Source organism: Proteiniphilum sp. LBM24028 (genome assembly GCF_056629195.1).
Genome location: NZ_CM152817.1, coordinates 509349 through 522683, shown reverse-complemented (window position 1 = coordinate 522683; position 13335 = coordinate 509349). Strand labels below are relative to the sequence as shown.

The following is a 13335-nucleotide window of genomic DNA, read 5'->3' as shown; positions in this document are numbered from 1 at the left end:
TATCTATTTACTATTTTTCTGAATTTCAATTTCAGGTGCTCTGGAAAAACTGTTCCAATACTTCTCGGCCGTTACTTTGTCAAGCGAACCGTCGAACACGATCATCCGGTACTTCAATACGTACTCATTTCCATTTTTCAACTTCCACGATTGATGCCGAATGGGAGTGAATTCAAAAAACATATCTCCCCTGCCTCCATTACCATCCAGCGGCCATACGCGCATGGGCTCAGGATGGGCGCGGTTGGAAGGGTGACTTAAAAACAGTATACCCGATCGGCCCTCCGGAGTTTTCGATTCCCCCTCCACAATACACCAGCGCGCGTTACTGCCATCCGCATCGATCCTTGTTTTGCCTTCCGAGGTTAATACCGTACAGTTCTCTTTTGTCCATTTTTCTGTAGCCCTGTAACCTATTCCTCCCCCATACCTGTAGGCATCAAGCGTAATACCATTCTCCAAGGGTGTGCTGAGGGATGTGGTATAATCAATCATCCAGACACCGTTACCGGTATTCCATACCCTCACATCCAACACTTCATTCATCGCGACCTGATCCTCCCCTTTCGCCCCGAAATCGATATGTTGTTGCAATGCCTTGAATCCGGAAAAAACATCACCGATTGTTTCGGATATAAAACCGGCAAACTTTACGGTGCCCTGACCTTTGTTCAAATTCCAAAAATCTACTTCCCTGTCGCCAATATGAGTCATAGTCCACGGCCCCCAGATACCGTAATGATGATAATGATCTGGCGGCTGAACCCGAGACAACACCTCCCCCCGGGGAGACCACAGCGGATGAATGAACCCCGAACGCTTAAACAGGCCATCCACTCCTTCCGGCGGATACATCATTGCATACCGGTAACTAAGTATTGGACTCTTTCCTGCACAAAGGGTAAGATTTCCGTCCGCCTTACGAAGCAGTACCTGAAGATTCCGATCACCTGCCATTTTTTTATCGGTCAACTCAATAGTAAACTTTCTGGTACCGTTTTTTTGGGAAATACCTTCCAATAAAAACCAGAGGCGGGCCGTATGTCCTCCCTCCAATTGACTCGGTATAAATCTTTTACCCGATTTAGTAATTTCATATACATTCAGTTGAAGACTATCGGCATCATAATTAATATTATCAAGAGGAAATGAAAAGGGAGCATTCACATATTCCTTGTCAGTTTTTATCGTGAAACTGGCCAGTTTCTGAGCGAACAACTGAGTCCCGATCAATGATATTAAAATACAAATAACGCTTTTCATTTTTAATCAATTTAGGCAATTCCTCTCGTAGCTGTGATGTATATAATCACTTTGAAATTAGGACTATTAGTGATTTTTAAAACGAACACCTACTTTACAAAAGTAGGGAGTACAAAAGTTAAACACTACCTATTATTTTGTAAACACCGATACTATATTTGCATGCACTGATTTAACTTGTGTTAAAAAAGCAATAAAAAAAAGAAACATTGATTCTCCTTGGAGTAACTGTATCGGTTATAAAAACCGGTATCATCTACACATTGCAATTCAGTAATTATGAGCGACACGATTATTATTTATACATGCGAGTCGGTGCCATGCGCAGCACACGTGAAACCAGCGTAAAACTATCTCACTATAAAGACACTCAACCAGATATGGTTACAAAAACAGACCATCCTTCTCAACATCTCCTTCGTCCATCGATATCTTTAAAATCGACTTTATATGTACGGTTATCGGATAAGGTTATACTTGCCCCCAATGTGGAATAGTTAACCGTCACTTCCGCGATCTCTATCTTCTTTATTGGGTTCAATTCTTCAGGAGTCCATGCACTGTCATCCATTTTATGTAGCATGACCGTGATCAGTAATTCCATAGGAGGATTTTTATCCAGACGCTTTTTCCGGGCAAATATTACCGTGCTTTCATCAGCTTCGGCATTCCGGTTTGAATGCACAACGCTTTCAAGTTGATCCCAACCTTTATAGGCAATTAAAGCCAGACTCCGTCCTGGAATTGTCGCGGTAATTACCTTTCTGCATCCATCTTCAAACCGATCAACAATAGCCTCCCTTCCGTTTATGTGAGGTAATCCGTAATGTCCAAGGGTGATTTCATACTCAAAGGCCAAACGGGTACGATCTACCCGGATAACTCCCCCCGGAATAGTGATCTCTGCCAGGTCAATAATGTAACCGACACCGTTGTTGGGAGGTTTTCGCATGATAGCCTGACGATAGAGCACATCATCAACCACTCCATTGTATAGCATACTTTGAGAAATGGTAAACTTCTGATTTTCCTGCGCATCGTTATCCAACATCTGCCCGGTAAGATAGAAATTGACATCGTCGCCTCTTAAATCCCTGGGATCAAGGCTGCGGAAACCATACTCCATAGCGGTTCCTCCATCGGGATTATGATCTTCCCAAGGAAAATGGGTATTGTAGGATAATTTGGAATAGTTGGGATCATCGTAGTACACCTTACCGGGAATAATCTCGGAAGTACCTGTTTTTCCATGGTTTATCAACACAAGACCCGGATTGTCCAGTACTACTTTCTTGGACTTACCGGCAAGCAACTCCCAAAAACCGTCATTTTCTTTGACGGTCCAAAACGGAGAATCCTCAGGAAGAGCCAGACAAATAAACGGCAAAAACATCAAAAATGGGCTTCCAGAACAGCTGTAATTCTGTACCATATATTCTTTTTTTCCATAAAACCCAAGGCTGGGTATTTCATTATAGTAAAAATCTTCACGGGTTACAAACTGCAGTAATGAACCCGAGCAAAGCCTCCTGGCCCAACCAGGATCCAGAAGATCTGTATTTTTTAACATGAAAGCCGCAGAAAAGGCACCGGATACCCAAGTCCTGTAACAGATGCTGCGCGACCACATATTTATGTAGCCATCACGCCCAAAAAAGCTTGGTAAAGATTCCATCAGCTTCTGGGCGGATCTTTCTATTATTTCGCCTATTTCCGGATAATATTCGTCTCCGAACGTTCTGTTCCAGATCGTAGTATAGACAATGAAAAGACTTATGGAATAGTAATTATAAGTCTGCTCCAGATACCATCCGTTGCCCGAATGGTAAGAGGCCACCCATAGCAAATGATTCTTTAATAGCTCATCATCAATTTCATAACCATATTTCTTTAAAAATGAAAGGGTGATGATATTAAATATACGCCAGTTATTTTGTGTGGTCCGATGGTGCGCCCATTTTGAAATGCATTCAACCATTTCATTTTTCTGTCCTTCCGTATATCCTGTCCAGATCGTATCCGGCATTAGAAGCAAGGTTTTAAACAACCCTCCAAACTCACAGGTAAACTGGTAATTTGAGTCGGGCAGTTCCTCTGGCAGAGGTATTGAATTGGGATTACCGCGAGTAAAAGATCTATAAAACTGCAAACTATAATATTCTCTTAAATTAATTCCTTTAACAGTAGTCTCGGGATCAATGTGAATCAAAGGACCGGCAAGTGTAAAAGTACGTTCCAAAGCTTCAAAATCAGCCGCGCGATAACGCCATTCGGGCGCATTCGGTTGAGGATAAGTCTTACCCGGAACTTTTGGAAAACTCATATGCTGGTCTAGCGAGTCAACATGGGAAAAAGCTCCTTCCAGAAGATATTTTGCACATTCGATATAATGCTTTCTTGTCATACCTGTTAGAGGACTCAATTCCAAGTCAGGATCGGTTATTTCAAACTTTTTTTTCATTTTTAATAAGAATAAATGATTAATGCTTGAGATGTTGTGTTTTTTTTACAAATTAAATACACTTTTTAAATTTGAACAAACTGTATTTTTGCAATAGTTTATACTATATTTGCGAAATAGATTTGAACGGATATTATGAATCGAATAATGCATGAAAACCTGAATCTAGATACTGGGTCGCCAGTTAAGATTAAATGGTGCGATTACGATTATTTCAAATTTCCTTTGCACTTTCATGATGAATATGAAATTGTGTATATTATAAAAAGCACTGGCACAAGGTTTGTCGGAAATAGTATTGAACCCTATTCCGAAGGTGATCTGGTACTTCTGGGGAGTTCGGTGCCGCATATGTACCGTAGCGATCCAGAATATTACAAGAACTGTCCCGACCTGAGGGTACATGCTGTCACTATTCAATTTTCCAAAGAATTTTTCAGCCATGGAATCAGTCAATACCCTGAATTAAATAAGATCAAGAATCTGTTGATAAGAGCTAAACGAGGTGTATATTTCCATAAACAGTTTAATCAGAGTTTAAGGAATCATATTCTGAGAGCGTTAAAACTGAAAGGATTTCCCTTGCTGCTGGAGTGTCTCCATATCTTGTCCTTGATGAGCAATTCTCAACATTATACGCTTCTGAATCAGGAGGATTCTGAATCTACTTCGGAATTTATCGAAGCCGATACGCGACTTGTAAAGGTACTTTCATTTATAAAAAGGGAATACAATCGACAATTGACTTTAAAAGAAATTGCAGGGGTTGCAGGAATGAATCAAAGTGCTTTCTGTCGGTTTTTTCATGAAAAAACCGGTAAAACCTGTACCCGTTATATCAATTCGTTGCGTATCAGTTACGCCTGCAAATTATTACAGGAAAAACGGCTTTCAATTACGGAAATCTGCTATGAATGTGGATTCAATAATATTTCGAATTTCAACCGGCAATTCAAAGAAATAACGAAATACTCTCCCACAGAATACATGAATGAATTTAACAGATCTTCATTACTCGACCACCGCAATCAGTGATATTCTCTGATAGTTAGATCGATTATTTTTGTATATTTTATTACTTAATTTATGCAAATTATTCATTTGATCATTTCACATTAAACGCAATACGCAGGTCCTCAATCTCTTCATTGCCAATAGGCTGCAGAGGTCCGATGGAGGCTGCCATCACCAGGGAGTTGGCCGAGAACTCGGCTACCTCCAGGTAATCGAATGTATTGAGAAGCTTATCGCCTGTCACAAAAATGCTGTCATTCTCCACCAATACGACCCGGTTCTTTTGGAACATTCTTGACACACTATCTACATCATTGTAAATCAATCCGAAAGGAATGGAAGGAACATCCTGCAGGAAGATCCAACTTTCGGGAATAGTACGCACATCGAATTTTGAACCGCTTACCGCATGTGCCATCAGGTTCACCGGCTGGGTACAGATGATGGAATTGATGTGGGGATTTAACTGATAGATACGTTGATGCAGCGCCACGGAACGGCTGGGTGTTTTACCGGCTTCCGCCATTCCATTTTTGATCTGTACGATATCGCTGGGCACAATATCCCACCGGGCAATATTGCTGGGTGTAATCAGAAAGTCGTTGTTCTTCCAGCGAACGGAGACTGTTCCATAGGTTGAGATCATCAGTCCCTGGTCACATGCCCTGCGAATGATGTTAACCATCCCGGTCCGGATGGCTCTCTCCTCTGAAGGATGTTCAATATCCATGAAATGAGGCACATTGGTCGGCAGGTGATGTACATATTGCGATACCTGTTCGTCAGACAGGTAGTTCACATTGCCCAGTCGCTTTGCATTGACGATTGTGCGGCAGCAGAACTCCAGTGTCTCAAATCGCTGATAGGCATCCATCATGTCGGCACCACCCAGTACCACTCCGTGATTTTCCATGATCACGGCCTTATAGCGTTTGTCTTTGAACTCAGAGGCTATCTTCTCCCCCAGGTCCTCACTTCCGGGAGTTCCATAGGGTGCAAAGCCTATGTCGCCACAGATATTGTGTGCCTGAGGAACAATCTTTGTGTCTGGAACAATGCCAGCAATACTGAAAGCGACCAGTGCAGGAGGATGGGCGTGGATAATAGCCGTAAGCTCGGGCCGTGCTTCGTAGATCGCTTTATGAAAAGGCAACTCCGAAGAAGGTTTGTGTGGTCCAATCAGGGTTCCGTCTTTTTTCACCTGCATGATATCCTTCACGGTAAGTGATCCTTTGTCCACTCCCGAAGGTGTGATCCAGATATCGCCGTTCTTGTCCCTGATGGAAATGTTGCCACCAGAAGTGGTGGTCATACCGCTTTTATAAATCCGTCCGATGATCACGTTGATCTGTTCCACCGGGTGCATTAAGTTTACATCCAATTGTTTCATATTTTTTAGCATTCATCTGTCAATCATCAGCTTCCAGCCCTTTCGGAGCAAGCTTGAACGGGCAGCGATTTGTATTTCAGTAATCAGTTGTCAACAGTCGGCAGTCAGTTCTTTCGGAGCAATCGACGAACATCAGGCAGTCAACATGTTTATAATCAGAAAACTACTCTTGGTTATAACTTATGATAATAATTCAGCAGAAACGTTTCTGCCTCCACGTTCCACAACCCCTTGTTCTTGTTGCAGATAAGTGCCAGTTCACGGAACAGTTCGCTGGACTCCCCAAGTTTTTCAAAGTCGGCAATTGGTGTCAGCGGCAAATCGATATGGGTATATATAAGTTTCTTACCACCCGGTATATGAGGCAGGTTGTTGGTCGCTTCCGCCACTGCATCCAGCCCGCCGATATGAGTAATCAGTCCGGCCGGGTCTAGTCCTTTCCCCATGATGTTGAGCGCCTCCACCATGTCGTCGTTATTCCCCCCGCTGGTCCCCACAATGTGCGTATAGGCATAATGTACGTTATAGAAATTGAACATTGCGCTAAAGTGGGGATCGCCGGGTCCGGCAAAGAAGTTGAGGCAACCATCAAATGCCAGGATAGCATCCCCCTGCTCCACCACCGGTCTCACCGGAGCGAAAACGAAGACATCGTCGTAACCTGTATTGCCACTGATGGCTCTCAGCTCTTTTACAGGATCCTCTACATCGCCGGTATTGACATAATGCAGGTCGATTCCCCGTGAGACGGCAAAATCGACGGTATAAATGGAGGCCGCTCGATCGAGTCTGGCCTGGTCTACGTCGGTCACCACCAGCAACGAAGGTTTACGATCCTCCCTGTGCAGTACATAATTGATAGCTGCCAGTCCCATGGGCCCCACCCCGGCCAGAATCGCCATTTTTCCGCCATCCACAATTTCCATCTTGTGAACATAACTTCCCGGTGTGGTATGGTAGTTGGCATGCATGGCGCCAATTACGCAGGAGAGCGGTTCGGCCAGCGAAGCGGGGTAATACCCTTCGCCACGATAGATAAGCAGGCAATCTTTTTCCATCACCTCGTTGGGGATGATCACATGAGTGGCATCACCTCCAATATATTTATAACTGTACCCGGGAGCGCTTAGTATCCCCACAGGGCCATCTTCGTAATATAACGCGGTCTGGATGGAGAACTTGTCACCTTCTTTGAACTTGTGTGCCCATTTATCACCCACCTCCAACAATTCACCGGCAAACTCATGACCGATGATGATGGGATTTTCCGCTATATCGTCAGGAATACGCTTATGATCCGAGCCTTGAGACGATGCCTTGTAGGAAGACATACAGAGTGAGTCGGAGACTACTCTGGCCAGGATCTCATCCTCCCCGATCGGAGGCAACTCAAACTCCTCCAAACGAAGGTCTTTCTTCCCGTATAACCTTACTGCTCTTGTTTTCATATTTACTGTATTAATTAATTCAACATCACTTGTCCACCCGTGATGGGGAGTGCCTGCCCTGTTTCGCCGCACTGCTCCATCAGGTAGAGCACCCCCCTGGTCACATCGGACGGGGTACATCCCTTGCCCATGGGCACTTTTGACAGGTAGAACGCTTTCACATCCTCCACTGTTTTGGCACCGGGCACTTTTCCTGCCTTCAGGTACTGCACGAAGAGTCCGTTTTCGGGATCGCTCCAGAGGGGCCCTTCATAGAAGTTCCCCGGACAGATGGCATTCACCTTGATGCGGAAGGGAGCCAGCTCCAGCGCGAAGGACTGTGTGAGGCCGATGCCGCCGAACTTTCCGCCTGCATAGGCAAAATTGGCTTTGCTTCCCTGCAGACCCGATTTGGAGTTGATCTGGATAATGTCGGCAAAATAATTCTCCGGGGCATGTTTTGTTTGCAGCTTCATCACCCGGCTGACCACCTTGGTGGCGTAAAAGTAAGCGTTGTAATTGATGCGGGTGACAAAATCAAAATTTTCCGGTGTCATCTCTTCCAGTCCGCCTGCCCGCAGCACACCCGCATTGCTGATGAAACAGTCGATGGCGCCGAACGCACAAACCGTTTCCCGGACAAGATTCTCCAGGCTGGCGATATCCGCCACGTTTGTCTTTACGAAAAGGGTCTGGTTGCTTCTCGTATTCCGGTTAAAGTCGGCTGCCGTGGCCCTGCCCGCCTCTTCATTCAGGTCGGCCACCACAATGTTGGCCCCTTCCGGCAGGAGGCATCGGCCGATGCCTTCGCCGAAACCCTGTGCGGCACCTGTGATGATGATGGTCCTGTTCTCGGCACGTCCTTTGGATCCGCCTGCAGCCACGCTGCGGCGATAGTTCTCCACCTCCCAGTTGTCGATAAAATCGATCTGCTCCCTGGTCATCGGGTGCGGGCCGCCAAATGACCGGGTTAACCAGGCTACTTTCATCGCATCTTCGAATACATCGAGGATGATGTCGCACTGGCTGGCATTGTCACCCACGGCAACCAATCCGATTCCCTTGATCAGCAACACCTTAGGTTGATAACCGAATTTTTTGGTAAAGGCGGCAATCTCCTTCCTTGCTTCGGAGAGAATCTTATCGGGTGCTTCTTCCTGCAGGAAGAGATAGTTTGATTTACAATAGACGATTGCATCCGGCGTAAACGGTCTGGATATATCCTGCTGATTATCTGTACGGTTGTAGTACGCAATCAGCGCATTGTTGCGTACCCGCAGCGTTTTCAATCCGTCCCCGGAGAGCATCATCCGCACTGCGGGGAGCGTCTCAGCCACGTTGTGGGTGGATTCCCCTTTCTCCGAAGATAACAGGTTTGTTACGGCTCCTTCCAGTTGATCCAGTATATCGGCATAAATTGATTTGATCTCCTCTATGGTGTCGGCAGCCACAAAGATACCGTGGTTCTGCAGCCAGATCACCTTCGGCTCCTCTCCGTAGGATGCCCGGTAGGCTTTGATGCGGTCATACACCTTTTTGAACAACAGATATCCGGGATCGGTATATTCCACGTAAAGTGTTTTGTCTCCAAACAACCTTTTCAATAGGACTTCGGCATCCTGCGCGCACATCAGTCCGTTCACCGCTGTCGGGTGCAGATGTACCACGAAAGGATAGTCGATCACATTGTGCATCGAGGTCTCCACCGAGGGACGTTTTCCTTTCGTGAGTGTGGCCGCGGCCAGATCGTTTTTGACCTGTTCTTCGCGTTCATCGGGATCACTGCTATATATTTTTTCCGACATCGGGTTCAGTTTTGCCCTGTCGAGCACGGCAAATCCCGCTTCGGTGATGGTGGCGAGCGATGAACCGCTTGCCTTCACCCATATTTTTTCGTGGTTCTTGTAGGAGGTGTTTCCGCCACCGGCAATTACAAAACGATTGTCGCAGCCATAGAATTGCGATACCTCTATCAGTTGTTGAATTTCCTTCATTTTATGCTCTTTACCGGTTTACGCCCAGTTCATTCTTGATAAGTGCATCACCCAACGTCACAAATTCATCTCTTTTTGAACGGTCTGCATTCCCATGGGCATCCACATAACCTGCCAGTCCCTGTGAAACTACATGCTGATGTGCGGCGATCAGGCAGGCGCCCTCGTAGTTTATCTGCTTCAGCCTGTCGGTCAGGGGTGCACCCTGCCGGGCAAACAGCTCGACAGGCTCCATGGCGGGGGTATTGTGTTCGCTGCCGAAGGTAACCACAAAGCCCCGGTCATGCAGATAGGCAGCATATCTCTCCAATAACTCCACGCTGTTGCGGGTGGTGATAAATTCCACCGAATGGAACCCCCTTTCGGTCAGCTGTTCGGCTACCCGTTCCAGGTCCGATTCAAAGTCGGTGTAGTTGCCCTGGGCATCGTCCGCCAGAAAAGGATAGGTGGGAATGCCCCCCGCTGCCACAATTAGTTCCTGCACCTTCTCCATCGGGAGAAAGGCTGTCGCTTGCTCGGGTACAAACGCAGCACCGCCGGCTTTCAGCAGGTTGCCACGAATCTCATTTTCCACTGCTGCCATGTCGTCCAGCGACGACTTCACTGCTTTTCCGCCGAAAAGCTTCGTCAATAGCGATTGTATCTCAGCCTCCTCATTGTGACAGGTCTCATATACTTTCATTCGCAGTGCCCGGGCCAGATGGCGTTCACGGAGTGAGCCACTGGTCAGATCCTGTTTGATCTGCTCCACATCGAGGGTGAAGGATGCCTTCTTTTCCCGGAGGTGCTCATTCAGCTTCGCACACATCGCCTCCACCTGCCGGTTCGACTCGGTCTGCACCGAAGAGAGGAGTGTTGCATACGGTTCACTCAACCGGAAGGGATGCGACATCCCTTTCCCGCTGAGGTAGGTGCGACCGGGATTGGCAGGATCGTTTACCCGCAAACCGGCTTTTTGATCCGCTTCATTCAGGCTGATAAACTCGATCCCGAACAGCGGATAGAGTTTCCGTTTGCGACAGCCGTCGGCCCACGCTTCATACCCCTTGACAGTGTAAAAATCGTTGATCCCGACTACACGCACATTTTCCGTCACTGCCCTGTCCAGCGCTTCATCGATATCCCGAAAAGCACTGAAAGAATAGGGTGTGTGTAAGTGGGCATTTACATTCAATATCATAAGTTGATTAGCAGATTAGCAGATTAGTTGATTAGCAGATTTGTTGATTAATCATCACATCACCGAATCATCGAATCATTTTATCAAATTCCTTTTTTCGCCCGTTTCACCATCTCCCCGTCGGTAAAGTTTTGTCCGGGGATGTACCCTTTCAGCGGCTGAATCCGTTCGTGAATCAGATCCAGGAACCAGGAGGGTTGCGGGAAGAAGGCATCTTCCAGCTCATGCGCCGGGGTGATCCAGTTGCGGGAGCCCAGTACGCATACGGGAGCATCGAGGTAGTCGAATGCCATCTGTCCGATGTTTGCAGCTAGGTCGTTCAGGAAGGATCCCCGGCTGGTGGCTTCACCGGCCACAATGATCTTTCCGGTTTTCTTTACCGACGCAATCACCTGCTCATAGTTGAAGGGCACCAGCGAGCGGGCATCGATCACCTCGGCGCTGAGACCATATTTTTCCTCGAGTTCTTTTGCTGCCTTTAATGCCGGGTAGAGTGTATGTCCGACGGTGAGGAAGGTGATGTCTTTCCCCGATTTCTTCACATCGGGTTCGCCCAGCGGAATTTCGTAATAGCCTGTAGGAACACCTCCGTCGTGGAACTGTTCTCCCACATCATAGATACGCTGGCTCTCGAAGAATATTACCGGGTCGGTACCCTGCAGTGCCGCATTCATCAGACCTTTGGCATCGTAAGGTGTGACCGGGAAGCAGACCTTGATACCCGGGATATGTGCCACCAGCGAGGTCCAGTCCTGTGAGTGCTGTGCCCCATATTTGGAACCCACCGAAACGCGTACCACCACGGGCATTTTCAACACGTTGCCGCTCATGGCCTGCCATTTGGGCAGCTGGTTGAAGATCTCGTCTCCTGCCCTGCCAATGAAGTCGCAGTACATGATCTCGGGAATCACCCGGCCTCCGCACATGGCGTAGCCGATGGCAGTACCCACGATGGACGCCTCGGCAATGGGTGAGTTGAAGAGCCGGTGATAAGGCAACGCCTCGGTCAGTCCGCCATACACGGCAAAAGCCCCGCCCCAGTCGCGGTTCTCTTCACCGTAGGCGACAAGTGATGCGTCTTTATAAAAACGGTCGATGATTGCCTCGAAGATGCCGTCGCGCAGCTGGTACTGCTTCATCTTGCTGTAAGGTTTCCCTTCGGCATCAAAGGCAAAACGTTCCTTGTTGGCAATCTTTTTCACACGCGGGTTTTCCTCCATCGGCATCAGCACATCCGGCTTTGCATCGGAGAAGGAGTCGACCGAACCATTGGAGAACATCATCTCACCGATGATGTCGGCATTGTCCATGCGTGGGGATATTTCATCATTGATAGCCAGCAGGAACATCTCGTTCACCAGTTTCCGGATATCATCCGATATCAGGTCGAGATCGGCTTGTGATACCACCTCAGCCTCGAGCAGTTGCTCGCCGTAGCTACGGATGCAGTCCTGTGCTTCCCATGCCTCCACCTCTTCCTTGGTGCGGTAGGAAGAAGCGTCGGAGGGCGAGTGGCCGCTGTAACGGTAAGTGAGCACATCGAGCAGCACCGGGCCTCTTTTTTCTTCAATCACTATGCGTTTGCGTTTGTAGGCATCGATCACGGCCAGCGGGTTGTAACCATCCACCCGTTCGGCATGCATCTGCTCGCCGTTCACGCCGGCACCGATGCGGGCCGCAATGCCGTAACCCATGGTCTCACCCACGGTCTGGCCGCCCATGCCGTATTGGTTGTTCATGATGTTGATGATCACCGGCAGTCCGCCATTCATCTCTCCTTCCCAGAGTTCGGTGAACTGGTCCATCGCGGCAAAGTTGATCCCCTCCCATACCGGGCCGCATGCCAGGGAGGCGTCGCCGATGTTGGCCACCACCAGTCCCGGTTTGCGGTTCACCTTCTTGTAGAGTGCTGCACCCACGGCTATGTCGCCCGATCCGCCTACGATGGCATTGTTGGGATAGACACCGAAGGGGGTGAAGAAGGCGTGCATGGAGCCGCCGAGGCCCCTGTTGAATCCGGTCTTGCGGGCAAAGATCTCGGCCAACGTACCGTATACCAGAAAGCGTTCGGCCAGCTCCTTGACCGACCCGTTGAAATCCTTCTTCACGATATCAACAACCGCGCCGTCGAAGAAAGTCTCCATGATTTCGGTGAGCTGCGTATCATCCAGTTTGTGGATGGCAGACATACCCTTGGCCAGGATCTCACCATGTGAACGGTGGCTGCCGAAGATAAAATCATCCACCGTCAGCGTCCAGGCCATGCCTACGGCTGCCGACTCCTGTCCGATGGACAGGTGTGCCGGGCCGGGGTGGTTATATGACGTACCGTGATACTCCCCCTTGGTCTTGATAAGATTCAACATGGTTTCGAACTCACGGATCAGCACCATGTCATGATAGATGGCTTTGAACTCTTCATTCGTGAAATTCTCCTTCTCTTCTTTCACGCTCTTTTGATACCGGTTGACCGGGATGGGCTGAAACTCTACGAATCCCGCCTTACGGACTTCGGACGGATCAATGTTTTGAACTTTGGGCATTGGATATTGATTTGTTGATTATTTGACTTACCGATTACTACCTGTACTGCTAAGAACTATCTT

At 47.8% G+C, this 13335-nt stretch carries 8 protein-coding genes; 1 reads left to right on the top strand and 7 read right to left on the bottom strand.

Going from position 1 to position 13335, the window contains the following annotated elements; genetic code table 11:
* Positions 1-3: 3 nt before the first annotated feature.
* Positions 4-1263, bottom strand: a complete 1260-nt coding sequence (locus AC1HCU_RS01980) for a DUF6807 domain-containing protein (protein ID WP_480368396.1) — start codon at positions 1261-1263, stop codon at positions 4-6.
* A gap of 406 nt (positions 1264-1669) precedes the next feature.
* On the bottom strand, positions 1670-3724 hold the full coding sequence (locus AC1HCU_RS01975; protein WP_480368393.1) for a DUF2264 domain-containing protein: 2055 nt from the start codon (positions 3722-3724) through the stop codon (positions 1670-1672).
* A 252-nt stretch (positions 3725-3976) separates the two neighbouring features.
* Here AC1HCU_RS01975 and AC1HCU_RS01970 point away from each other — a divergent pair, with 252 nt between their 5' ends.
* Positions 3977-4759, top strand: a complete 783-nt coding sequence (locus AC1HCU_RS01970; RefSeq protein ID WP_480368391.1) for an AraC family transcriptional regulator — start codon at positions 3977-3979, stop codon at positions 4757-4759.
* Between the two features lie 70 nt (positions 4760-4829).
* Here AC1HCU_RS01970 and AC1HCU_RS01965 read toward each other — a convergent pair whose 3' ends face one another.
* From AC1HCU_RS01965 to AC1HCU_RS01945, 5 genes are all read right to left on the bottom strand, one after another.
* Positions 4830-6128, bottom strand: a complete 1299-nt coding sequence (locus AC1HCU_RS01965; protein ID WP_480368389.1) for a class II aldolase/adducin family protein — start codon at positions 6126-6128, stop codon at positions 4830-4832.
* 173 nt (positions 6129-6301) lie between these two features.
* Positions 6302-7576 (bottom strand): zinc-binding dehydrogenase, encoded by a 1275-nt coding sequence (locus AC1HCU_RS01960; RefSeq protein ID WP_480368386.1) that lies wholly within the window; start codon positions 7574-7576, stop codon positions 6302-6304.
* A 14-nt stretch (positions 7577-7590) separates the two neighbouring features.
* Positions 7591-9549, bottom strand: a complete 1959-nt coding sequence (locus AC1HCU_RS01955; RefSeq protein ID WP_480368383.1) for an SDR family NAD(P)-dependent oxidoreductase — start codon at positions 9547-9549, stop codon at positions 7591-7593.
* Between the two features lie 10 nt (positions 9550-9559).
* Positions 9560-10729 (bottom strand): PHP domain-containing protein, encoded by a 1170-nt coding sequence (locus AC1HCU_RS01950; protein ID WP_480368381.1) that lies wholly within the window; start codon positions 10727-10729, stop codon positions 9560-9562.
* 83 nt (positions 10730-10812) lie between these two features.
* Complete coding sequence (locus AC1HCU_RS01945; protein WP_480368378.1) at positions 10813-13272, bottom strand: alpha-ketoacid dehydrogenase subunit alpha/beta; 2460 nt, start codon at positions 13270-13272, stop codon at positions 10813-10815.
* Positions 13273-13335 lie beyond the last annotated feature (63 nt).

Excerpts from the sequence above, each read along its gene's own strand:
- AC1HCU_RS01980 (WP_480368396.1), bottom strand. The coding sequence starts at position 1,263 with ATGAAAAGCGTTATTTGTATTTTAATATCATTGATCGGGACTCAGTTG.
- AC1HCU_RS01975 (WP_480368393.1), bottom strand. The coding sequence starts at position 3,724 with ATGAAAAAAAAGTTTGAAATAACCGATCCTGACTTGGAATTGAGTCCT.
- AC1HCU_RS01965 (WP_480368389.1), bottom strand. The coding sequence starts at position 6,128 with ATGAAACAATTGGATGTAAACTTAATGCACCCGGTGGAACAGATCAAC.
- AC1HCU_RS01960 (WP_480368386.1), bottom strand. The coding sequence starts at position 7,576 with ATGAAAACAAGAGCAGTAAGGTTATACGGGAAGAAAGACCTTCGTTTG.
- AC1HCU_RS01955 (WP_480368383.1), bottom strand. The coding sequence starts at position 9,549 with ATGAAGGAAATTCAACAACTGATAGAGGTATCGCAATTCTATGGCTGC.
- AC1HCU_RS01950 (WP_480368381.1), bottom strand. The coding sequence starts at position 10,729 with ATGATATTGAATGTAAATGCCCACTTACACACACCCTATTCTTTCAGT.
- AC1HCU_RS01945 (WP_480368378.1), bottom strand. The coding sequence starts at position 13,272 with ATGCCCAAAGTTCAAAACATTGATCCGTCCGAAGTCCGTAAGGCGGGA.